Raw genomic sequence first — 22571 nt, forward strand, 5'->3', positions numbered from 1 at the left:
AAGCGCAAGGTGACGGGGACATCGCGCTGGGCAGAACGACTCATTAGCCTGAGGCTGTGTTCACCGGAATCGTCGAAGAACTGGGTGAGGTCGTCGGCAAGGACGAACTGGGCGATTCAGCTCGCTTCACCATTCAGGGTCCCGTGGTCACCGCTGACGCGGGGCACGGCGATTCGATCGCCGTCAACGGCGTGTGCCTGACGGTCGTCGAGCTGTTGCCGGGAGGCCAGTTCACCGCGGACGTGATGGGCGAGACGCTGAGTCGGTCCAGCCTGGGACGGCTCGCTGCGGGCAGTCCAGTCAACCTCGAGCGGGCCGCAGCGGTGAACAGTCGCCTGGGCGGGCACATCGTGCAAGGCCACGTCGACGGAACAGGGCAGATTTTGACCCGCTCTGCCGCGGAAAACTGGGAAGTGGTGCGGATCGGCATGCCCGCCGAACTGGCTCGCTACGTCGTCGAAAAAGGCTCTATTACTGTCGACGGCATTTCGCTGACGGTCTCCGGCCTCGGCGACGACTGGTTCGAGGTGTCGCTCATCCCGACCACGCTGGAACTCACGACGTTGGGCGGAGCCGCGCCGGGGACGCCGGTAAACCTCGAGGTGGACGTCATCGCCAAGTACGTCGAGCGTCTCCTCTCACATTCACCGAGAACTGCGCGCTAGTCCGGACAATTTCCGATCGCCAGCCCACGCTGCCCGGCCCACCCTCGGAGCCACGCGGCGGGCCGACATCAAGCCAAGCGTGGTACGACCCCCGGCGCGCAAACCTACGCGTTACGGCTGACGATTTTCCACTGCTCACGCCGCACTATCGAACGGTAGTCAGTGGCCGATTGGGGGCCATTCAAGCCATTCGATAGGAGAAGAAATCATGACAAGCCCTACCGGCGTAGTGATGGCCGTCAGCGCCGCGTTCGCGGCCGCGCTGATCGGACTGGCGAACGGACCTGAAGCCAGAGCCGACACGACTCCTGAGCCTTTCCAGGACCTTTTCGGCGATACCGGAATCAACACCTGGACCCCCGCGGCCGACACGAATCTGGTCGCATTAAGCCCGACCCTGGCCGCCGACTTCGCCATGAGCGTCGACCACTACCAAGCAGGCTTCTCTTCGATTCCCGATGACCCATTCACCCTCGTGACCGACGAATTCGACCCTGCCGCGTTCACCGTCGGCCCAACTGGCGGTCTTCTCCCGGACAACGCCATCGGCGATTTCGCCGTGGACCTGGATTACACCTTGTATGCCACCGGCCTCGGGGAGAAGGTCGACTTATTCCTCGATGCGCTCTTCAACCTCCCCGGATACTTCTGAATCATCGAATGATCGGGGACTGCAAAAGTTTTGCGTACGTCGTGCGGTTGATGCGGCGCTAAGACGTCCCGGCAGGAGGCGCCTGCGGAGGCGGACTGACCGGTGGCTGCTGATGGTGACGGCTGTTCTGCCCGTCGATATCTTGGATGGGCGGTTGAGGTGGTGGTGCCGGCGCGGCGTGCGACTGCGGCGCCGGAGCGACGAGGACCGCGGTCAGCGCAAGGGCAGCCAGCATGCCACTGCGTCGCCGCATGCGCGGGATGGCTTTGGCCGCTTTGCCCATGCGGCGAGCTTAGTTGCGGACATGACACTTAGTGCGATTCTTAACGGAACCTGAACCCGCATGCGCAACGCCCGCTCCGCCGATCGGCGAAGCGGGCGTCTCGCGAGGTGGTTTTTACAGCGGAATCCAGACTCCGAAGAAGTCGAAGCCCCACTGGTTGAATCCCGGGTTCCAGATCGGGTTTTCGTTGTAGCCGTAGTAGTTGATCGGCCCGTAGTTCCACGGTCCACCGGGCGGCGGAAGTGGACGGTCCCAAGCAGGTCGCGGTGGTTCGCCGGGACCCCACGGTGCGGGTCCGTCGCCCCACGGGGCGCCCCGGAAATAGCCGCGGTGGTCGTCGCCGTGCCATGGCCCGCCGGGCCCGCCGGGTCCGCCGGGTCCGTGGTCACCCGGCCCAGCGGGTCCACCAGGACCGCCTGGTCCGCCCGGTCCACCCGGACCGCCGGGTCCGTGCCCGCCCGGCCCGCCCGGTCCACCTGGCCCGCCGGGTCCGCGCCCGCCGGGTCCGCCGCCCCCGCCCGGCTCGTGAGGTGCGGGCGCCGCATGACTGGCCGCCGGCGGAGCGCCGTGGCCCCCGTCACCACCCGGTGGCGGTCCCGGGGCGGCGCTCGCAGCTCCGGCGCCGACCCCCAACGCCGCCGCACCGAAGGCGCCGGCGATGACGGCTCCGGCCATCAGTTGCTTCAGTCTCATAGTCCTTCACCTGTCTAGTTGGGTATTCAGTGGACAATCGCCCCCGACCTAAGAAAAACGGTAGATAGGCTAGCTATGAATCGGCTGTTAGCTGCCTCAGCGAATCTCCTGCAGGTTTGGTCGCGGTGGCTCGACCCCGGAGGCGTCCGGTCAATGACTAGTGGCAATAACTTCGGCGACGTGGTGGTTCATACTGGAACCAACACCTGAGGGCTTCGGGTGGGTTTTTCTGACGAGGTGGCAGCGATGACGAGGTTGGACTCGGTCGAGCGCGCGATCGCCGACATCGCGGCCGGCAAGGCCGTCGTCGTCGTCGACGACGAAGACCGGGAAAACGAGGGAGATCTCATTTTCGCGGCCGAGAAGGCCACCCCCGAGCTGGTGGCGTTCATGGTGCGATACACGTCGGGATACCTCTGCGTCCCGCTGGACGGGGACATCTGCGACAAGCTCGGCCTGCTGCCGATGTACGCGGTCAATCAGGACAAGCACGGCACCGCTTACACTGTCACCGTCGATGCGAAAAATGGTGTGGGAACTGGAATTTCGGCATCCGATCGTGCCACGACGATGCGGTTGCTCGCCGACCCGGGCAGTGTCGCAGAGGATTTCACCCGGCCTGGGCACGTAGTTCCGTTGCGCGCCAAGGACGGTGGCGTGCTACGGCGCCCCGGCCACACCGAGGCAGCCGTCGACCTTGCCCGGATGGCCGGGCTGTCGCCGGCTGGCGCGATCTGCGAAGTCGTCAGTCAAAAAGACGAAGGCGCGATGGCGCAAACCGACGAATTGCGGGTCTTCGCTGACGAACACGATCTGGCTCTCATCGCGATCGCCGACCTGATCGAATACCGCCGCAAGCACGAGAAGCACATCGAGCGGATCGCCGAAGCCCGGATCCCGACCCGCCATGGCGAATTCCGTGCAGTCGGATACAGCAGCATCTACGAGGACGTCGAGCACGTGGCGTTGGTCCGCGGCGAGATTGCCGGACCTACCTACGACGGCGACGACGTACTGGTGCGGGTGCACTCCGAATGTCTGACCGGCGACGTGTTCGGTTCGCGGCGCTGTGACTGCGGCCCACAATTGGACGCCGCGATGGCGATGGTCGCGCGCGAGGGCCGGGGTGTCGTGCTCTACATGCGCGGCCACGAAGGCCGCGGCATCGGTTTGATGCACAAGTTGCAGGCCTATCAACTGCAGGACGCCGGCGACGACACCGTCGACGCCAACCTCAAACTCGGATTGCCTGCTGACGCAAGGGATTACGGCACCGGCGCGCAGATCCTGGTCGACCTCGGGGTCCGCTCGATGCGACTGCTGACCAACAACCCCGCCAAACGTGTCGGTCTGGACGGATACGGGCTGCACATCATCGAGCGAGTGCCGTTGCCGGTGCGGGCGAATGCGGAGAACATCCGGTACCTGATGACCAAGCGTGACCGGATGGGGCATGACTTGGTCGGCTTGGATGACTACCACGAATCCATCCATCTGCCAGGCGAATTCGGAGGGGCTTTGTGACCCGGGGGCCGCGTTTATGAGTGGTGCCGGAGTTCCCGACATCGCACCCATGGACGCCTCGACCCTTTCGCTGGCGATCGTGGCGAGCACCTGGCACGCGAAGATCTGCGACGCCCTGCTGGCCGGCGCCCGCAGGATCGCCGACGAGTGGGGCGTGGGCAGCCCGACGATCGTCCGGGTACGCGGCGCGATCGAGATCCCGGTGGTGGCACAGGCCGTGGCCCGCAGCCACGATGCCGTCGTGGCGCTCGGCGTGGTAATCCGTGGCGAGACACCGCATTTCGACTATGTTTGCGACGCCGTGACGCAAGGGCTGACCCGCGTCTCGCTGGACGAGTCGACACCGGTCGCCAACGGGGTGCTGACCACCAACACCGAGCAGCAGGCGCTCGACCGCGCCGGGCTGCCCGGATCGGGCGAGGACAACGGCGCACAGGCGACGGCGGCGGCACTGAGCACCGCGCTGACCCTGCGAGAGTTGCGCGCAACGTCGTGACCGCGCAACCCGACGGCGAATGGGATGCTCAGATTCGGCCCCACCTGACGCCCTACTTCGCCTATACCGCTGCGTTCGTTCTCGTCGCCGCGCATGTCGCGATCGGCCTGCTGCTCAAGATCAAATCCAGCGGCGTCGTCTTCCAGACCGCCGACCAGGTGGCGATGGCGGGGCTCGGCGTCGTTCTCGCCGGACTCGTATTGCTGTTCGCCAGGCCCCGGTTGCGGGTGGGCCCCGCCGGGCTGTCGGTGCGCAACGTGCTCGGTGACCGCCTGGTGCCATGGGCCGATGTGGTCGATGTGTCGTTCCCAGCCGGAGCGCGTTGGGCGCGAATCGATCTGCCCGACGACGAGTACATCCCGCTGATGGCGATCCAGGCCGTGGACAAGGAGCGTGCCGTGGACGCCATGGACACGGTGCGGAATCTGCTGAGTCGCTACCGGCCGGATCTGGCGACGCACTGACTCGCACGCGGTTATCCACGGCTCCGATCTGGATGCGAATCCGTGTCAGTCAGGCGCTGTAGGGTAGAACACATGTTCGAATGGTGGTCCGCGTTGCGGCGCACTCCCGAGTCCGATGCGCTGCTTGATCGGGTCAGCGAGGCGGGTCGGTCCGAGGCTCAGGCTGCTGCGCGGCGGTTGGTCGCTGTCGGCGAGTTGTTCGTATTGCGTTGCCGCGATTCAGGAGAACAAGCCGACTGCGCGATGGACATCTGGGACGCGGTCGCCGCGCAAATCGCCGCCGCACTGCAATGCAGCATAGGGATGGGCTCGAGCTATCTGCGCTACGCGATGGCGTTGCGGGACCGATTACCTGAAGTGGGTAAGGCATTTCAGGCTGGCGATATCGACTATCGCGCCTTTCAGACCATCGTGTTCAGAACCGAGTTGATCACCGACGTCGACGCCCTGGCGCGGGTCGATGCGCGGCTGGCGGCCCGGCTGTCACGGTGTCCGTCGTTGACCCGCGGCCGACTGGCCGCGGTGGTCGACCAGGTGGTGGCAGCAGCCGACCGGGACGCCGTGCGACGGGCGCGTGACAGCGTCAGGGACCGCTTCGTCGACATCGTCGACAGCACTGACACACAGATGGCTTTCGTCACGGGAAACGTGCTCGCCACTGCTGGGCAGGCCCTGGATCGTCGGCTTAATGAGCTGGCGGCCACGGTATGCGACGCTGATCCGCGTACTCGCGAGCAGCGTCGTGCCGACGCACTGGGTGCGCTGGCCGCAGGCTCCGATCGGCTGGTGTGCGGGTGCGGATCTTCCGACTGCGCGGCCACGGCGCGTATGTGTAGTCGCAACGTGGTGATCCATGTGGTGGCCGACCAGGCGACAGTTGACGGCAGCGGAGCCGCGCCCGGGGTGGCGCTCGGTGCCGAAGGCTTGATCCCCGCGCAGATGATTGCCGATTTGGCCAAGTACGCGCGGCTGCGGCCTCTGACCCCACCGGCGGATGCTCCTGAGCCGCGGTACATCCCGTCGACCAAGCTCGCCGACTTCGTGCGATGCCGCGACCTGACCTGCCGCGCGCCAGGTTGTGATCATCCTGCCGTGGACTGCGACTTGGACCACACCGTCGCATACCGCGCTGGGGGCTGGACGCACGCATCGAACCTGAAGGCGCTGTGCCGAAAACACCACTTGCTGAAAACCTTCGGCGGCTGGCGGGACAGGCAGCTGCCCGACGGCACGGTGATCTGGCTGCTTCCTGACGGCCGCACGTATGTGACCATGCCCGGCAGCGCGCTGCTGTTTCCGAATCTCTGCGCGCCCACCGGCGACCTGCCGCCGACGCCGACGCGCGTCGCCCAGTGCGGCCAGCGTGAAATGCTGATGCCGACTCGGAAGCGCACCCGCAGGCAAGCCCGCGCTCAACGTGTCGAAGCGGAGCGCCGGCTCAATCGCCGCGCCCGTGAGGCCATCGAGGTCCCGCGCGCCCTCAACACGGATCCGCCGCCTTTCTAACGGCGACTAGCCTTAGACACCGTGGCTGATCCAGCGACGTACCGCCCAGCTCCCGGGTCCATCCCGGTCGAGCCTGGCGTCTACCGCTTCCGTGATCAGCACGGACGAGTGATCTATGTCGGCAAGGCCAAGAGTCTGCGCAGTCGGCTGACGTCCTACTTCGCCGACGTCTCGAGCCTGCATCCGCGGACTCGCCAGATGGTGACCACCGCCGCCAAAGTCGAGTGGACGGTGGTCAACACCGAGGTCGAAGCGCTGCAGCTGGAATACAACTGGATCAAGGAGTTCGATCCGCGATTCAACGTCCGCTACCGCGACGACAAGTCCTATCCGGTGCTGGCGGTCACCCTCAACGAGGAATTCCCGCGGCTGATGGTGTACCGCGGTCCGCGCCGCAAAGGCGTCCGCTATTTCGGGCCATACTCGCACGCGTGGGCCATCCGGGAGACGTTGGATCTGCTCACCCGGGTGTTCCCGGCGCGCACCTGTTCGGCTGGAGTGTTCAAGCGGCACAAGCAGATCGACCGGCCATGCCTGCTCGGTTATATCGACAAATGCTCGGCGCCGTGCGTCGGGCGGGTCAGCGCCGAGCAGCACCGCCAGATCGTGATGGACTTCTGCGACTTCCTGTCCGGCAAGACCGACCGGTTTGCTCGCGGTCTCGAACAGCAGATGCACGCCGCAGCGGCCGACCTCGATTTCGAGCGCGCCGCCCGATTGCGCGACGACCTGGGGGCGCTCAAACGGGCGCTGGAAAAGCAGGCCGTCGTCCTCGGCGACGGGACCGACGCCGACGTGGTCGCGTTCGCCGACGACGACCTGGAGGCCGCCGTCCAGGTCTTCCATGTCCGAGGCGGTCGGGTTCGCGGGCAGCGCGGCTGGATCGTCGAAAAGCCGGGCGATCCCGGCGATTCCGGTGAGGCGCAGTTGGTCGAGCAATTCGTGACGCAGTTCTACGGCGATCAGGCCGAACTCGACGGCGCCGCCGACGAATCCGCCAACCCGGTACCCCGCGAAGTCCTGGTGCCCTGCCTGCCGCCCAACGCCGAGGAGTTGACGACGTGGCTGTCCGGGCTGCGAGGCTCACGGGTGGCGCTGCGGGTGCCGCGTCGCGGCGACAAGAGGGCGCTTGCCGAAACCGTGCAGCGCAACGCCAAAGAGGCTCTGCAACAGCACAAGTTGAAGCGGGCCGGTGACTTCACCGCCAGATCCGCTGCGCTGCAAAATATTCAGGAAGCGCTGGGCCTGGCCGACGCGCCGTTGCGAATCGAATGTGTGGACATCAGCCACGTGCAGGGAACCGACGTGGTGGGTTCACTGGTGGTCTTCGAAGACGGGCTGCCCCGCAAATCCGACTACCGGCACTTCGCGATCCGGGAGGCCGCCGGCGACGGCCGGTCCGACGACGTCGCGTCGATCGCCGAGGTGACCCGTCGGCGCTTCGTGCGACACGTGCAAGACCAGGAAGACCCGAAAATCTTGTCGCCGGACGGAAAATCACGGCGCTTCGCCTATCCGCCCAATCTGTACGTCGTCGACGGCGGCGCTCCGCAGGTGAACGCCGCGAGTGCGGTCCTGGAAGAACTGGGCGTCACCGATGTCGCCGTGATCGGCCTGGCCAAGCGGTTGGAGGAGGTGTGGGTGCCGTCGGAGCCCGATCCGATCATCTTGCCGCGTAACAGCGAGGGTCTGTACCTGCTTCAGCGGGTCCGCGACGAAGCCCACCGCTTCGCAATCAACTATCACCGCAGCAAGCGGTCCAAGCGGATGACCGCGTCGGCGCTGGATGCGGTTCCGGGACTCGGCGAGCATCGCCGCAAGGCCCTGGTTACCCATTTCGGATCACTGGCGCGCCTCAGAGAAGCTACGGTCGAAGAGATCACGTCCGTGCCGGGTATCGGCGTTTCGACAGCAACCGCGGTGCTCGACGCGCTGCGCGGCGGCGGCGCCGGATCGGACGAGCAGGCGCAGGACCAGGTCGCGGAGCGAGCATCGGGATGACAGGCGAGGGAGTGGACGGAGCCGAAAATCACGGTGGTGCAAACGGATCCGGTATCGACGTGGTGCTGGTCACCGGCTTGTCGGGTGCCGGGCGCGGCACCGCTGCCAAGGTCCTCGAAGACTTGGGCTGGTATGTCGCCGACAACCTGCCACCTCAGCTGATCACCAGGATGGTCGACCTGGGTCTCGACGCGGGATCTCGGATCACGCAGCTGGCTGTGGTGATGGACGTGCGGTCTCGCGGGTTCACCGGCGACTTGGATTGGGTGCGCAACGAGCTCGCCACCCGCCACATCAGCCCCCGGGTGTTGTTCATGGAGGCCTCCAACGACATGCTGGTGCGCCGTTACGAGCAGAACCGGCGCAGCCACCCGCTGCAGGGGGAGCAGACACTGGCCGAAGGCATCGTCGCGGAGCGGGAGATGCTCGCTCCGGTCCGCGCGACCGCCGACCTCATCATCGACACCTCGACGCTGTCGGTGCGCGAGTTGCGGGAAAGCATCGAGCGGGCTTTCGGTGGCGAGACCGTCGCGCAGACCAGCGTCACGGTGGAATCCTTCGGCTTCAAATACGGCCTGCCGATGGACGCCGACTCAGTGATGGATGTGCGGTTCTTGCCCAACCCGCACTGGATCGACGATCTGCGACCGCACACCGGGCAGCATCCGGCAGTGCGTGATTACGTCCTTGGGCAGACGGGCGCGGTGGAGTTCTTGGAGACTTACCATCGATTGCTATCCCTGACTATCGACGGCTACCGCAGGGAAGGGAAGCGCTATATGACCGTGGCGATCGGCTGCACCGGCGGTAAGCACCGCAGTGTCGCGATCGCCGAGGCGTTAGCGGGGCTGCTCGGGTCCGACGAGCAGTTGTCGGCGCGGGTCTTGCACCGGGATCTGGGTCGCGAATGAGCCTCCGGATTGTCGCCCTCGGCGGCGGGCATGGTTTGTACGCGACGTTGTCGGCTGCCCGGCGACTCACCCCGCACGTCACCGCCGTCGTCACCGTCGCCGACGACGGCGGCTCGTCGGGGCGGCTGCGCAGCGAGCTTGACGTCGTGCCGCCCGGTGATCTGCGAATGGCGTTGGCGGCCTTGGCTTCTGATAGCCCGCAAGGCCGGTTGTGGGCGACGATCATGCAACATCGCTTCGGGGGAAACGGTGCGCTGACGGGTCACCCGATCGGCAACCTGCTGCTCGCGGGCCTGAGCGAAGTGCTGGCCGACCCGGTCGCCGCTCTCGACGAAGTCGCCCGGATCCTCGGGGTCCGTGGCAGGGTGCTGCCGATGTGCCCGATCCCGCTGCAGATCGAGGCCGACGTGTCCGGATTGGAAGCCGACCCGCGGATGTTCCGGGTGATCCGCGGACAGGTGGCGGTTGCCACCACGCCGGGAAAAGTGCGCAGGGTGCGGTTGCTGCCCGGCAATCCACCGGCCACCCGGCAGGCCGTCGACGCGATCCTGTCCGCCGACCTGGTGGTGCTGGGCCCTGGCTCGTGGTTCACCAGCGTGATCCCGCACGTGCTGGTGCCCGGCCTGGCCGCGGCGCTGCAGGCGACCACCGCCCGCCGCGCGCTGGTGCTCAACCTGGTGGCCGAGCCAGGGGAGACGGCGGGTTTTTCGGTGGAGCGCCATCTGCATGTGCTCGCCCAGCATGCGCCGGACTTCACCGTGCACGACGTGATCATCGATGCCGATCGGGTGCCGAGCGAGCGTGAGCGCGAGCAGCTGCGGCGGACGGCAACTCTGCTTCGTGCCCAGGTTCAGTTCGCAGACGTGGTCCGGCCTGGTACACCTTTACATGACCCGGGCAAGCTGGCCGCGGCGTTGGATGGGGTGAGCGTGCGCGACACGGGACAGCCGCCGCCTTCGGCGACGACCACTGATTCGGTCGAAGAGGGTCGCAACGGACCAAGGGGTGACGACGCGTGGCGATGACGGCCGAAGTCAAAGACGAGTTGAGTCGCCTGGTGGTTAGTTCGGTGAGCGCCAGGCGCGCCGAGGTCACCTCGCTGCTGCGGTTCGCCGGCGGGCTGCACATCGTGGCCGGCCGAGTGGTCGTCGAAGCCGAGGTGGATCTGGGCAGCATCGCGCGACGGCTGCGCAAGGACATCTTCGATCTGTACGGCTACAACGCGATCGTGCATGTGTTGTCCGCCAGCGGAATCCGTAAGACGACGCGGTACGTGCTGCGGGTTGCCAACGACGGCGAAGCGCTGGCCCGGCAGACCGGTCTGCTCGATCTGCGCGGACGCCCGGTGCGAGGCCTGCCCGCCCAAGTGGTCGGCGGCAGCGTCGGCGACGCCGAGGCGGCGTGGCGCGGCGCGTTCTTGGCGCACGGTTCATTGACCGAGCCCGGAAGGTCGTCTGCGCTGGAAGTCAGCTGCCCAGGTCCCGAGGCGGCGCTGGCGTTGGTGGGCGCAGCGCGCCGGCTCGGCATCAGTGCCAAAGCCCGCGAGGTGCGCGGAGCCGACCGGGTCGTGGTGCGCGACGGCGAGGCCATCGGCGCGCTGTTGACCCGGATGGGTGCTCAGGACACCCGGCTGGTCTGGGAGGAGCGGCGGATGCGCCGCGAGGTCCGGGCGACGGCGAACCGGCTGGCGAACTTCGACGACGCCAACCTGCGGCGCTCGGCCCGCGCCGCGGTCGCGGCCGCGGCCCGCGTCGAGCGGGCGCTGGAGATTCTCGGCGATGGTGTACCCGACCACTTGGCGGCGGCGGGCAAGCTGCGTGTCGAACACCGGCAGGCCTCGTTGGAGGAGTTGGGTCGGCTGGCCGATCCGCCGATGACGAAAGACGCTGTGGCCGGCCGTATTCGGCGCCTGTTGTCGATGGCCGACCGCAAGGCCAAGGTTGACGGCATTCCCGACACCGAGTCGGCGGTGACCCCCGACCTGCTGGAAGACGCCTGACCCAGCATGCTGTTCAGCGTGATGCCGCTACATTGTTCTCGCCAACGGTGGCACAGCTGAAACGAGGCCGTCATGGGATTCATCACCCCGGACCTTCCGGACGTCGACCCCGAGACTTGGCACGACTTGCCGGCGTCCGAGAGGCTGCAGGTGGTCACCCGGCACTGGGTGGAGCACGGTTTCGGCACCCCGTCGGCGATCTATCTGCTCTACGTCGTCAAAATGGCCGCCTATGTCGCCGGTGCTGCCGCTGTCGTCTCGCTGACCCCGGGACTCGGCGGGTTGGGGCATATCGCCGCGTGGTGGACGCAGCCGATCGTGTACCAGAAAGTCGTCATCTTCACCCTGCTGTTCGAGGTGCTGGGCCTTGGCTGCGGATCGGGACCGCTGACCGCGCGATTCTGGCCACCGATCGGTGGCTTCCTATATTGGTTGCGGCCCAAGACTATTCGCCTTCCACCGTGGCCGCGCGAGGTGCCGTTCACCAGTGGCGACACCCGCACCGTCCTTGACGTTGCGCTCTACGCCGTCGTCCTGGGCTCCGCTGTCTGGGCGCTGTTGGCACCGGGTCACGGCGGATCCGTCACGGCCACAGGCGATGTCGGTTTGATCGATCCGATCCGGGTGGTGCCGACGATCGTTGCGCTGGCGCTGCTGGGTCTGCGCGACAAGACGATCTTCTTGGCGGCGCGCGGTGAGCACTACTGGCTGAAGCTCGTGGTGTTCTTCTTCCCGTTCGCCGACCAGATCGCAGCGTTCAAGATCGTCATGCTCGGACTGTGGTGGGGGGCGGCCACTTCCAAGCTGAACCACCACTTCCCCTACGTTGTCGCGGCGATGACGAGCAACAACGCCTTGTTACGCGGCAGGGCATTCAACTGGTTGAAGCGCAGGCTCTATCGCGATCCGGTCAACGACATCCGCCCGTCGTGGATCCCGAAGCTGATGGCCCATGTCGGCGGCACCACAGCGGAATTCATCGTTCCGGCGGTGTTGGTATTTGCCGCAGGCAATCACCCGTGGCGGTGGGCCCTGATCGGCTTCATGGTGGTCTTCCACCTCAACATCATCTCCAATCTGCCGATGGGTGTTCCGTTGGAGTGGAACGTATTTTTCATCTTCTCGCTCTTCTACCTGTTCGGGCACTACGGCAACATGACGATCTACGACCTCAATTCGCCGCTGCTGCTGGCGATGCTGTTGGCGGCGCTACTCGTGATTCCGATCGTCGGAAACATGTTCCCGCAACAGATTTCGTTCTTACCCGCGTTGCGGTACTACGCCGGCAACTGGGCGTCGAGCGTTTGGTGTTTCCGTGCGGGCATCGAGGACAAGATCGAGGCCGACGTGGTGAAAAGCTCCGCGCTGACCGCCAAACAAGTGGCCAGGCTCTACGATCCGGCGACCGCTGAAATCATCAGCGACAAGGCTCGGGCATTCCGGTCCATGCACGTACACGGTCGCGCACTCAACGGTCTGGTCGCCCGCGCGCTGGACAACGAGGCGGACTACGCGCTGCGTGAGGGCGAAACTGTCGCCGGTCCGCTCATCGGCTGGAATTTCGGCGAAGGACACCTGCACAACGAGCAACTGCTTGAAGCCGTGCAGCGGCGCTGCCAGTTCGACGAGGGCGACCTGCGGGTGATCATCCTCGAGGGCCAACCGATCCAGACCCAGAAGCAGTGGTACCGCATCGTCGACGCGAAAACCGGGCTGATCGAAGAAGGCTTCATCACCATCAAAGACATGCTGGCCCGCCAGCCATGGCCCGACCCCGGCGACGAGCTGCCCGTCCACCCGATTACCGGGCGATAAGCGTGAGCTGAACCACCGAATTCGCCCCGCATACCTGCAGCTACTAGGCTGGCAGCGAGCATTTCGTCGGCAACGAAGGAGAGACACGTGACGGTCCGGGTAGGCATCAACGGCTTCGGCCGAATCGGACGCAACTTCTACCGGGCCCTGCTGGCGCAGCAAGCGGCGGGCACCGACACCGACATCGAGGTGGTCGCCGCCAACGACCTGACCGACAACGCGAGCCTGGCGCACCTGCTGAAGTTCGACTCGATCCTGGGCCGACTGCCTTACGACGTCAGCCTCGAGGGCGAAGACACCATCGTCGTCGGCGACCGCAAGATCAAGGCGCTGGAGGTCAAGGAGGGGCCGGCGGCACTGCCCTGGGGCGACCTCGGCGTCGACGTCGTCGTCGAGTCCACCGGGATCTTCACCAACGCGGCAAAGGCCAAGGGCCACTTGGACGCCGGCGCCAAGAAGGTGATCATCTCCGCGCCCGCCACCGACGAGGACATCACCATCGTGCTGGGCGTCAACGACGACAAGTACGACGGCAGCCAGAACATCATCTCCAACGCGTCGTGCACCACGAACTGTCTCGGGCCGGTCGCCAAGGTCTTGAACGACGAGTTCGGCATCGTCAAGGGCCTGATGACGACCATCCACGCCTACACCCAAGACCAGAACCTGCAGGACGGTCCGCACAAGGACCTGCGCCGGGCCCGGGCCGCGGCGCTCAACATCGTGCCGACCTCGACCGGCGCGGCCAAGGCGATCGGTCTGGTGCTTCCCGAGCTCAAGGGCAAGCTGGACGGTTACGCGCTGCGGGTCCCGATCCCAACCGGCTCGGTCACCGACCTGACCGCCGAGCTGACCAAGTCGGCTACCGCGGCCGAGATCAACGCCGCGATGAAGGCCGCCGCCGACGGCCCGATGAAGGGCATCCTCAAGTACTACGACGCCCCGATCGTCTCCAGCGACATCGTCACCGACCCGCACAGCTCGATCTTCGACTCCGGGCTGACCAAGGTGATCGACAACCAGGCCAAGATCGTGTCCTGGTACGACAACGAGTGGGGTTACTCCAACCGCCTCGTCGATCTGGTCGCGCTGGTCGGTAAGTCGCTGTAGCCGTGGCTATCGCGAATCTGTCCGACCTTCTCGCACAGGGAGTTTCGGGTCGCGGTGTGCTGGTCCGGTCCGACCTGAACGTGCCGCTGAGCGACGACGGGTCGATCACCGATCCCGGGCGGATCATCGCGTCGGTGCCGACGATCAAGGCGCTCGCCGACGCCGGCGCCAAGGTCGTGGTGACGGCTCATCTGGGACGGCCCAAAGGCGAACCGGACCTGAAACTCTCGCTGGCACCGGTGGCCGCGGCACTCGGCGAGCAGTTGGGCAAGGACGTGCAATTGGCCGACGATGTCGTCGGCCGCGATGCGCGGGCGCGTGCCGAGCGCTTGACCGACGGAGATGTGCTGCTGCTGGAGAACATTCGTTTCGACCCGCGGGAGACCAGCAAGGACGAAGGCGAGCGTTTGTCGCTGGCCCGCGAACTCGTCGAATTAGTCGGCGCCACCGGTGCTTTCGTGTCTGACGGCTTCGGTGTGGTGCATCGCAAACAGGCGTCTGTCTACGACGTTGCGACGCTGCTGCCGCACTACGCAGGCACCCTGGTCGCCGAAGAGGTCGGCGTGCTGGAGCGGCTGACCAGCTCAACCAAGCGGCCGTATGCGGTGGTGCTCGGCGGCTCGAAGGTGTCGGACAAGCTCGGCGTGATCGAGCAGTTGGCCACCAAGGCCGACAGCATCGTCATCGGCGGCGGGATGTGCTTCACATTCCTTGCAGCGAACGGTCTTTCGGTGGGCACCTCGCTGCTGCAGACCGAGATGATCGACACCTGCCGACAGCTGCTCGACACCTACGCCGACGTCATCCGGCTGCCGGTCGACATCGTGGTGGCCGAGAAGTTCGCCGCCGACTCGACCCCGGAAGTCGTTGCCGCTGATGCGATTCCGGACGGCAAGATGGGACTCGACATCGGGCCGGGGTCGGTCAAGCGATTCACCAGCCTGCTGTCGAACGCGGAGACGATCTTCTGGAACGGCCCGATGGGGGTCTTCGAGTTCCCGGCCTACGCCGCGGGCACCAAAGGTGTCGCCGAGGTGATCGCCGCCGCCACGGCCAAGGGTGCGTTCAGTGTGGTCGGTGGCGGGGATTCCGCCGCCGCGGTGCGCGCGCTGGGTCTGCCCGAGGATGGCTTCTCGCACATTTCCACCGGCGGCGGGGCATCGCTGGAATACCTTGAGGGCAAATCGCTGCCCGGCCTGGAAGTGCTGAGCAGCACCTGAGCGAAGGACACCGATGAGTCGCAAGCCGCTGATCGCCGGCAACTGGAAGATGAACCTCAACCACTTCGAGGCGATCGCCCTGGTGCAGAAGATCGCTTTTTCGCTGCCGGACAAGTACTTCGACAAGGTTGACGTCGCTGTCATTCCGCCGTTCACCGACCTGCGCAGCGTGCAGACCCTGGTCGACGGCGACAAATTGCGGCTGACCTACGGTGCCCAGGACGTATCGCAACACGACTCCGGCGCCTACACCGGCGAGATCAGTGGGGCATTCCTGGCCAAGCTGGGTTGCCACTACGCGGTGGTGGGCCACTCGGAGCGGCGCACCTACCACGACGAGGACGACGCACTGGTGGCCGCCAAAGCCGCCGCCGCGCTCAAGCATGGGCTGACGCCGATCGTGTGTATCGGTGAGCACCTGGAAGTGCGCGAGGCCGGCGAGCATGTCAGCCACTGCCAGACTCAGCTGCGCGGATCGCTGGCCGGGCTTTCCGCAGAGCAGATCGACAAGGTGGTCATCGCCTACGAGCCGGTGTGGGCGATCGGCACCGGACGGGTGGCCAGCGCCTCCGACGCTCAGGAGGTGTGTAAGGCGGTGCGTGGCGAGCTCGCGACGCTGGCGTCGCCGCAGATCGCCGAGACCGTCCGAGTGCTTTACGGCGGCTCGGTGAATGCGAAGAACATCGGCGACATCGTCGCGCAGGAAGACGTCGACGGCGCCCTGGTCGGCGGCGCGTCGCTGGATGGCGAGCAGTTCGCGACGCTGTCGGCCATCGCGGCCGGGGGACCGCTGCCCTAGAGCCCACGCCGTCGTTTCGGGCTCACGTGTGATTCCGCCTGGGTAATCTCAGGGTTCTCATGCGCTCATGAGCGTGGGCACGCCTAGGTACGGGGGTCACGTGGTTAGCAACCGCCGCCATCCTTCCCGCCTTCGGCGATCGGATTCACTTACGGGTTTCGCTTGCGCAGCCGGCGCGGCCGCGGTGGTCGCGATGGGCACCGCCCATGCCGACACCCCCGACGACGTTATCGGCCAAGCGATCACCGACTTGAACCAGGGAGCTGCCCTCTTGGACGCCGCGCCCACCGCTGATCTCAGCGCGAGACAAGCCGACATTCTGACTGAGCAGGCGACTCTCTCGACTCAGCTGGGCTCGGCCCTCAACTTGTTGCAGTCGGGGCAGGACGGTCTGTCTGCAAATGATCAGTCATTTCTGGCCGGCGCCGATGAACAGCTGGTCGCTGCCGCCCAAAACATGATTTCGGCTGATCAAGCGTTCATTGCAGCGGACCAGGCGGGCGACCTCGGCGGCAGCAGCTTGGGCTCGACAGACCTGGCATTTCTCAGCGCCGATCTGGGATTTCTGTCCGCTGCCTTCGACGCGACCGGTGCCAGCTTTCTGGCAATCCTCGATCCCAACATCGGCCTAGACGGTGTAATAGCGCTCGATCCCTCGATGTTCGCCGACCTCCTATCCTCGGCCGGGCTGTGAAACCGACACCCCGTGACAGCGTTGCGCTATATTCAGGAACCCGCGTTTAGCTTAGGGAAACCTGAAGGAAACACAGCTTCGTTAAGTTGCGCTGGTTAGACACGGTCGGCACGCCTTCGGGAGGCATCGGGATGGTTGGTCGCGAGAGCGCCAAGAACTCACGCAGCGCGACTGCGCGTCGGTGTGGGGTGGTCGTGGGTGGCGCTGTCAGCGCTTTTGTCGCCGCAGCGGCGATGGCTACCGGCTCGGCGGCGCCCGCCAAGGCCGACTTCGAGGCCCTTATCGACCCGATCATCCAGCCGCTGTTGACGTCGTTCACCGATTCCCTGGCGGCCCTCGACCCTGCGGCAGCCCTGGATATCACCAGCTGGACTGACAGCCTGCTCAGCAGCCTCGGCTCGATCGACTTGGCGCTGCCGTCGGTCGCGGAGCCCGCTGCAGCAGCTGCTTCGTCTTCAGCTGACGCCGCGGCGTCGACGGGTGGCACGATCCCGCTGACCGTCTTGGAAAACACCGAGCCAGCGGTGAACGCCTCCATTGACGGCGGAAGCACCGTGCCGCTTCTGGTCGACACTGGATCCAGCGGCCTCGTCGTTCCGTGGCAAGACCTGGGTACAAATAACTTTCAGGCGTTGGACCATCTCTTCCAACTCGGCGCGCCCACCGGAATCAGTCAGAGCGGCTACAGCGGCGGGGTGGACTACTTCTACCTGACGTACAACAGCGTTCCGGTCGACTACGCAGGGGGCTTGACCACGACCGGTCCTGTCGACGTCGAGGTCTACTCGTGGGACCCGAACAACTTGTTGAGCCTTTTCACCAATAACGCCTTCCAGAACTTCCTCACCGGCAACGCGGTCCAGGGCATCCTCGGCATCGGAGAGAACACCGCAGGTCCGACTACCAGCCCGTTTGAGAGCTTTAACGGAGTGCTGGTCGACATTCCTAATCATGAACTCGTTGTCGGTGCCGATCCGCTGACGGGTGGCACCACAGTGAGCGGTGACCCGATCTCCACCCTGTACGAGACGGTGTCGAACAGCGGCACAGTGGCCGGCGGTTCAGCGGTTTCCAACGACGTCGACTCCGGCGGTGTCTACGGGACCATTCCGTCGAGTCTGGCGGGCAAGCTGGAGCCGGGGAGTGTGATTTCGGTCTACAACAGCAACGGCGGCACGCTGCTGTACCAATACACCCTCGGTAATGACTCGACTACCTACCCAACATCGGTGTCGGGAAATTCGATTGACAGCGGCGTCGCGCCATTCCTGCAAGAGCCGATTTACCTCGACTACATCAACCACACGCAGACCTTCTATCCGTCGTCCTAGCGCCTGTTAATCCGGCCGGAAGGCAGCCGGTAAGCTGTCGGCCATGGAATTGGCCCTGCAGATCACCCTCGTGGTCACCAGCGTCCTGGTGGTCCTTCTGGTGCTGTTGCACCGCGCCAAGGGTGGTGGCCTGTCGACGCTGTTCGGTGGTGGCGTGCAGTCCAGCCTGTCGGGGTCGACGGTGGTGGAAAAGAACCTCGACCGGTTGACGTTGTTCGTCGTCGGCATCTGGCTGGTGGCCATCGTCGGCATGGCGCTGCGCATCAAATACAACGCCTGATCCCACGAAAGGCGAAGACGGCCAACCACCCTGATACTGGTAGGTATGGCTGAAGCACCCGACTCGCTGGAGCCCTTCGGCGCGGTACGACGCACCCGGGTGGGGCGCGAAGCCACCGAGCCGATGCGTGAAGACATCCGGTTACTCGGTGCCATCCTGGGCGACACCGTTCGCGAGCAGAACGGCGACGAGGTCTTCGATCTGGTGGAGCGGGCCAGGATCGCGTCGTTCAAGGTGCGTCGTTCGGAGATCGAGCGGGCCGAGGTCGCCGACATGTTCGCCGGTATCGACATCCACCAGGCGATCCCGATCATCCGGGCGTTCAGCCACTTCGCGCTGTTGGCCAATGTCGCAGAAGACATCCACCGCGAACGACGACGCGCAATCCACGTTGCAGCAGGCGATCCTCCACAGGACAGCAGCCTCGACGCCACCTACCTGAAGCTGGACTCAGCCGACCTGGATTCGGCGACGGTTGCCGACGCGCTGACCGGCGCGCTGGTCTCACCGGTCATCACCGCGCACCCGACCGAGACCCGTCGTCGCACCGTGTTCGACACCCAGCACCGCATCACCCAACTGATGCGGCTGCACGCACGCGGGCATGTGCACACCGACGACGGCAGCGACATCGAAACCGAGCTACGCCGCCAGGTGCTCACGCTGTGGCAGACCGCGCTGGTTCGGCTGGCCCGGCTGCAGATCACCGACGAAATTGCGGTCGGTCTGCGTTATTACGCGGCAGCGTTTTTCGAGGTGGTGCCGAAAGTCAACGCCGCGGTCCGCGACGCGCTGCGCAGCCGCTGGCCGGACGCCGACCTGCTTCCCGAACCGATCCTGCGGCCCGGCTCCTGGATCGGTGGCGACCGTGACGGCAACCCCAACGTCACCGCCGACGTGGTGCGGATGGCAACCGGCGGCGCCGCGTACACCGCGCTGAATCACTACACCGCCGAGTTGAGCGCGCTCGAACAGGAGCTGTCGATGTCGTCGCGCCTGGTCGCCGTCACCGACGAACTGACCGCGCTGGCCGACGGTTGCGATGAGCCTGCCCGCGGCGACGAGCCCTACCGCCGTGCGCTACGAGTCATCCACGCCCGGCTTACCGCCACGGCCGGGGAGATCCTCGACGACGAGCCGGACAACCTGCTCGACCTGGGCTTGCCGCCGTATGCGACACCGGGGGACATGCTCGCCGATCTCGATACCGTCGACGCTTCGCTGCGCGCCAACGGCAGTCGACTGCTGGCCAACGACCGGTTGGCAAATTTGCGGGAAGCCGTGCGCGTCTTCGGTTTCCACCTGTCCGGACTCGACATGCGGCAGAACTCCGACGTGCACGAGGAAGTGGTCGCCGAGTTACTCGCCTGGGCCGGCGTGCATCCTGACTACTGCTCGCTGAGCGAAGACGAACGGGTCAACATCCTGGCCGAGGAGCTCAGTACCCGACGGCCGCTGATCGGCGACCGCGAGCAACTTTCGGATCTGGCTCGCAAAGAACTCGCGATCGTCTCCGCCGCCGCGCGTGCGGTCGATGTTTATGGTCCGCCCGCGGTGCCCAACTACATCATTTCGATGTGTCGTTCGGTCTCTGATCTGCTCGAAGCGGGCATCCTGCTGAAAGAATGCGGTTTGATCGACGCCTCTGCCGACCGGCCGCACTGCCCGGTCGGCATCGTGCCGCTGTTCGAGACGATCGACGACTTGCACCGCGGTGCATCGATTCTCGAAGCGGCACTTGACCTCCCGGTGTACCGGAGCATCGTGCGCGCCCGGGGCGACAGCCAAGAGGTCATGCTCGGCTACTCCGACTCCAACAAGGACGGCGGCTATCTGACCGCCAACTGGGCGCTCTATCGGGCCGAGCTCGACCTCGTCGAGTCGGCACGAAAAACCGGAATCCGGTTGCGGCTCTTCCACGGTCGCGGCGGCACGGTGGGCCGCGGCGGCGGGCCGAGCTATCAGGCCATCCTCGCTCAACCGCCGGGCGCGGTGAACGGTTCGCTGCGGCTGACCGAACAGGGCGAGGTGATCGCCGCCAAATACGCCGAGCCGATCATCGCTCAGCGGAACTTGGAGACCCTGCTGGCGGCAACCCTGGAGTCGACCCTGCTCGACGTCGAAGGGCTCGGCGACGCGGCCGGCCCTGCCTACGAGATTCTCGACGAGCTGGCCGACCGGGCACAACGCGCCTACTCCGAATTGGTCCATGAGACAGACGGTTTCGTGGAGTACTTCCTGCAGTCGACGCCGGTCAGCGAGATCGGGTCGTTGAACGTCGGCAGTCGGCCGACATCCCGTAAGCCGACGTCGTCGATCTCTGACTTGCGCGCGATTCCCTGGGTGATGGCCTGGAGTCAGTCGCGGGTGATGCTGCCGGGTTGGTACGGAACCGGTTCGGCCGTCGAGAGCTGGATCGCCGAGGACGACGGGCGCGTCGAACTCCTGCGTGACTTGTATCAGAAGTGGCCGTTCTTCCAGACCGTGCTGTCGAACATGGCGCAAGTGCTCGCCAAGACGGACTTGGGCCTGGCCGCCCACTACGCAGAGCTGGTCGACGACGAATCGCTGCGGCGCAGGGTGTTCGACAAGATCACCGCCGAACACCAGCGCAGCATCAACGCGCACAAGCTGATCACCGGCCAGGACAACCTGCTCGCCGACAACCCGGCGCTGGCACGTTCGGTATTCAACCGGTTCCCGTACCTGGAACCGCTGAACCACCTGCAGGTGGAGTTGCTGCGCCGCTACCGCTCCGGCGACGACGACGAACTGGTGCAACGCGGAATCCTGTTGACCATGAACGGACTTGCCAGCGCGCTGCGCAACAGCGGCTAGGTCAGCGGCTGCCGGTAACTGAGCATGCACGGTCCATCCGCGCGTGCCACGCCACCGATCTGAGCGGGGACCGGCCGCGGGTGTGTCGCCCAGCCCGGTGTCAACCGATAGCGGCTGCACAGATGCGTCATGGCCGCCGTCATGGCCGACAGCGAAAACGGCTGAGCCGGACACGAATGCCGTCCGTGGCCGAACGCCGTAACCAGCATCGGCGAGGGCAGCGACTTCTCGTCAGCCAACCGGTGTCGTGTCCACCGGTCGGGATCCCAGTGCGCGAGTCCTGTTGCAGCGGAGGCGTTCAGCAGCGGCAGGAGGGTCGCGATCGTCCACCCGGGTGGCACCTGGTAGCTGACGTCGCCGGTGTCGAGTTCGACCGGTGACAATACAGCGCGCGACATGATCGATCGCTGAGCCAGGCGAATCGACTCCAGCGCGCATCGCTGCGCCAATTCTGCGTCCCCCGCAGCGACGCGATCGGCGTATGTGGGGTGCTCAACCAAGTCGACCACCGCCCACCCCAGCGCGGCGGCGAGGTTGGACATCGAGGCGATGTGGATCAGCGCAACATCGAATGCGATGCCACGAATTCGTTTCTCGCCCAGCTCATCCCGCCATGCGTCGACAATCCGGTCGAACAGGCTCTGCCCGTCTGTGCGCCTGCACACCGCGTCGGCGACGATCCCGACCACCACGTCGAGAGCAGCGCGCTCGGCTCGCTTACCCGACGCGGCGACCGCGGCCATCGCGTCGGGATGCACGAAAGCGTCAGAACCGTCCAGGATGTCGAAGGCCCGAACCAGTTGCTCGAATGCTTCGCCGTGTGCCGAACCCGGCCCCGCCCACGAGGCGAGGCCCATCCGGTGACCCAGTCGGCGGGTCAGATCGAACACATCGACCGTTCCTGTCGACCCCAACTCGGCGGTGGTCTCGTCGAGTGCCCGATTCAGGTTGGCCAGATAGCCGCTGACATCGTCGCGGCGGAACAGGGTGCCCGGCAGGATGCGGCGCCCGTCGAAAATCTCGTCGGGGAGCTTGCGCCGCAGCATCAGGTAATCCGCGACACCTTTGCTGGCTTTGTCCTCCGGCAGGCCGTAGAACGACTCGACGCCGGCCGGCGAGAAGGTGAACAGATAGCGATCCGGCCCGCTGTGCACGGCGAACGTGTCGCCGTGACGGGCACGCGCCGCGGCGATCGCGGCGACAGCGTCGGTGACCGACACGTCCCACGGCAGACCGGTGCCCTCCGCGAAGGGGGGATCGGGGACCGGCTGGTTCGGCACGGCCTAACGG

At 65.8% G+C, this 22571-nt stretch carries 21 protein-coding genes; 18 read left to right on the top strand and 3 right to left on the bottom strand.

Annotation, left to right across the window (positions count from 1 at the left end; genetic code table 11):
* The first annotated feature begins 56 nt into the window (after positions 1–56).
* The gene (locus G6N27_RS02350; RefSeq protein ID WP_163774903.1) at positions 57–665 is read left to right on the top strand and encodes a riboflavin synthase; all 609 of its coding nucleotides are present in this window, start codon (positions 57–59) and stop codon (positions 663–665) included.
* Between the two features lie 208 nt (positions 666–873).
* Positions 874–1317: a hypothetical protein gene (locus tag G6N27_RS02355; protein WP_163774904.1), complete on the top strand. Its 444-nt coding sequence runs from the start codon at positions 874–876 to the stop codon at positions 1315–1317.
* Positions 1318–1375: 58 nt separating this feature from the next.
* Here the strand turns inward: G6N27_RS02355 and G6N27_RS02360 are convergent, their stop codons facing one another.
* Both G6N27_RS02360 and G6N27_RS02365 read right to left on the bottom strand, forming a co-directional pair.
* On the bottom strand, positions 1376–1600 hold the full coding sequence (locus tag G6N27_RS02360; protein WP_163774905.1) for a hypothetical protein: 225 nt from the start codon (positions 1598–1600) through the stop codon (positions 1376–1378).
* Between the two features lie 114 nt (positions 1601–1714).
* Entirely contained in the window at positions 1715–2293 is a 579-nt protein-coding gene (locus tag G6N27_RS02365; RefSeq protein ID WP_163774906.1) for a chitin-binding protein, read from the bottom strand.
* 246 nt (positions 2294–2539) lie between these two features.
* Between G6N27_RS02365 and G6N27_RS02370 the strand changes: the two genes are divergently transcribed.
* The 16 genes from G6N27_RS02370 (at position 2540) to ppc (ending at position 21281) form a co-directional block, all read left to right on the top strand.
* On the top strand, positions 2540–3817 hold the full coding sequence (locus G6N27_RS02370) for a bifunctional 3,4-dihydroxy-2-butanone-4-phosphate synthase/GTP cyclohydrolase II (RefSeq protein WP_163774907.1): 1278 nt from the start codon (positions 2540–2542) through the stop codon (positions 3815–3817).
* 16 nt (positions 3818–3833) lie between these two features.
* Entirely contained in the window at positions 3834–4313 is a 480-nt protein-coding gene (gene ribH, locus G6N27_RS02375; protein ID WP_163774908.1) for a 6,7-dimethyl-8-ribityllumazine synthase, read from the top strand.
* The gene (locus tag G6N27_RS02380; protein WP_163774909.1) at positions 4310–4777 is read left to right on the top strand and encodes a PH domain-containing protein; all 468 of its coding nucleotides are present in this window, start codon (positions 4310–4312) and stop codon (positions 4775–4777) included. The genes ribH and G6N27_RS02380 overlap by 4 nt, the downstream gene beginning before the upstream one ends.
* A 72-nt stretch (positions 4778–4849) precedes the next feature.
* On the top strand, positions 4850–6283 hold the full coding sequence (locus G6N27_RS02385) for an HNH endonuclease signature motif containing protein (RefSeq protein WP_163781217.1): 1434 nt from the start codon (positions 4850–4852) through the stop codon (positions 6281–6283).
* 21 nt (positions 6284–6304) lie between these two features.
* On the top strand, positions 6305–8284 hold the full coding sequence (uvrC, locus tag G6N27_RS02390) for an excinuclease ABC subunit UvrC (RefSeq protein ID WP_163774910.1): 1980 nt from the start codon (positions 6305–6307) through the stop codon (positions 8282–8284).
* Positions 8281–9195, top strand: a complete 915-nt coding sequence (rapZ, locus tag G6N27_RS02395) for an RNase adapter RapZ (protein ID WP_163774911.1) — start codon at positions 8281–8283, stop codon at positions 9193–9195. Before uvrC ends, rapZ begins: the two co-directional genes overlap by 4 nt.
* Positions 9192–10220, top strand: coding sequence for a uridine diphosphate-N-acetylglucosamine-binding protein YvcK (gene yvcK / locus G6N27_RS02400; protein WP_163774912.1), 1029 nt, complete (start codon positions 9192–9194; stop codon positions 10218–10220). The genes rapZ and yvcK overlap by 4 nt, the downstream gene beginning before the upstream one ends.
* On the top strand, positions 10217–11194 hold the full coding sequence (gene whiA, locus G6N27_RS02405; RefSeq protein ID WP_163781219.1) for a DNA-binding protein WhiA: 978 nt from the start codon (positions 10217–10219) through the stop codon (positions 11192–11194). Before yvcK ends, whiA begins: the two co-directional genes overlap by 4 nt.
* A 72-nt stretch (positions 11195–11266) precedes the next feature.
* On the top strand, positions 11267–13009 hold the full coding sequence (locus G6N27_RS02410; protein ID WP_163774913.1) for a DUF3556 domain-containing protein: 1743 nt from the start codon (positions 11267–11269) through the stop codon (positions 13007–13009).
* Between the two features lie 87 nt (positions 13010–13096).
* A complete protein-coding gene (gap, locus tag G6N27_RS02415; protein ID WP_163774914.1) occupies positions 13097–14119 on the top strand; it encodes a type I glyceraldehyde-3-phosphate dehydrogenase in 1023 nt (340 codons plus the stop codon).
* Between the two features lie 2 nt (positions 14120–14121).
* Positions 14122–15339 carry a phosphoglycerate kinase gene (locus tag G6N27_RS02420; RefSeq protein WP_163774915.1) on the top strand — a complete coding sequence of 406 codons (1218 nt, stop codon included), beginning with the start codon at positions 14122–14124 and terminating at the stop codon, positions 15337–15339.
* Positions 15340–15352: 13 nt separating this feature from the next.
* On the top strand, positions 15353–16138 hold the full coding sequence (tpiA, locus tag G6N27_RS02425; protein ID WP_163774916.1) for a triose-phosphate isomerase: 786 nt from the start codon (positions 15353–15355) through the stop codon (positions 16136–16138).
* A gap of 184 nt (positions 16139–16322) precedes the next feature.
* A complete protein-coding gene (locus tag G6N27_RS02430; RefSeq protein ID WP_163774917.1) occupies positions 16323–16832 on the top strand; it encodes a hypothetical protein in 510 nt (169 codons plus the stop codon).
* Between the two features lie 131 nt (positions 16833–16963).
* Positions 16964–18163, top strand: a complete 1200-nt coding sequence (locus G6N27_RS02435; protein WP_163774918.1) for a PecA family PE domain-processing aspartic protease — start codon at positions 16964–16966, stop codon at positions 18161–18163.
* 43 nt (positions 18164–18206) lie between these two features.
* Complete coding sequence (secG, locus tag G6N27_RS02440) at positions 18207–18443, top strand: preprotein translocase subunit SecG (RefSeq protein WP_163774919.1); 237 nt, start codon at positions 18207–18209, stop codon at positions 18441–18443.
* A gap of 45 nt (positions 18444–18488) precedes the next feature.
* The gene (ppc, locus tag G6N27_RS02445; RefSeq protein WP_163774920.1) at positions 18489–21281 is read left to right on the top strand and encodes a phosphoenolpyruvate carboxylase; all 2793 of its coding nucleotides are present in this window, start codon (positions 18489–18491) and stop codon (positions 21279–21281) included.
* On the opposite strand, the gene G6N27_RS02450 is transcribed toward ppc, so the two are convergent.
* Positions 21278–22561, bottom strand: coding sequence for a cytochrome P450 (locus G6N27_RS02450; RefSeq protein WP_163774921.1), 1284 nt, complete (start codon positions 22559–22561; stop codon positions 21278–21280). The genes ppc and G6N27_RS02450 overlap by 4 nt on opposite strands.
* Between the last annotated feature and the right edge of the window lie 10 nt (positions 22562–22571).

Origin of the sequence: Mycobacterium cookii (assembly GCF_010727945.1) — a bacterium.
Taxonomy (GTDB): Bacteria; Actinomycetota; Actinomycetes; order Mycobacteriales; family Mycobacteriaceae; genus Mycobacterium; species Mycobacterium cookii.

What these genes read in the sequence shown, in the direction of transcription:
- G6N27_RS02355 (WP_163774904.1), top strand. Translation starts at nt 874, where the DNA reads ATGACAAGCCCTACCGGCGTAGTGATGGCCGTCAGCGCCGCGTTCGCG.
- G6N27_RS02360 (WP_163774905.1), bottom strand. Translation starts at nt 1,600, where the DNA reads ATGGGCAAAGCGGCCAAAGCCATCCCGCGCATGCGGCGACGCAGTGGC.
- G6N27_RS02365 (WP_163774906.1), bottom strand. Translation starts at nt 2,293, where the DNA reads ATGAGACTGAAGCAACTGATGGCCGGAGCCGTCATCGCCGGCGCCTTC.
- G6N27_RS02370 (WP_163774907.1), top strand. Translation starts at nt 2,540, where the DNA reads ATGACGAGGTTGGACTCGGTCGAGCGCGCGATCGCCGACATCGCGGCC.
- ribH (WP_163774908.1), top strand. Translation starts at nt 3,834, where the DNA reads ATGAGTGGTGCCGGAGTTCCCGACATCGCACCCATGGACGCCTCGACC.
- G6N27_RS02385 (WP_163781217.1), top strand. Translation starts at nt 4,850, where the DNA reads ATGTTCGAATGGTGGTCCGCGTTGCGGCGCACTCCCGAGTCCGATGCG.
- rapZ (WP_163774911.1), top strand. Translation starts at nt 8,281, where the DNA reads ATGACAGGCGAGGGAGTGGACGGAGCCGAAAATCACGGTGGTGCAAAC.
- yvcK (WP_163774912.1), top strand. Translation starts at nt 9,192, where the DNA reads ATGAGCCTCCGGATTGTCGCCCTCGGCGGCGGGCATGGTTTGTACGCG.
- whiA (WP_163781219.1), top strand. Translation starts at nt 10,217, where the DNA reads ATGACGGCCGAAGTCAAAGACGAGTTGAGTCGCCTGGTGGTTAGTTCG.
- G6N27_RS02410 (WP_163774913.1), top strand. Translation starts at nt 11,267, where the DNA reads ATGGGATTCATCACCCCGGACCTTCCGGACGTCGACCCCGAGACTTGG.
- tpiA (WP_163774916.1), top strand. Translation starts at nt 15,353, where the DNA reads ATGAGTCGCAAGCCGCTGATCGCCGGCAACTGGAAGATGAACCTCAAC.
- G6N27_RS02435 (WP_163774918.1), top strand. Translation starts at nt 16,964, where the DNA reads ATGGTTGGTCGCGAGAGCGCCAAGAACTCACGCAGCGCGACTGCGCGT.
- secG (WP_163774919.1), top strand. Translation starts at nt 18,207, where the DNA reads ATGGAATTGGCCCTGCAGATCACCCTCGTGGTCACCAGCGTCCTGGTG.
- ppc (WP_163774920.1), top strand. Translation starts at nt 18,489, where the DNA reads ATGGCTGAAGCACCCGACTCGCTGGAGCCCTTCGGCGCGGTACGACGC.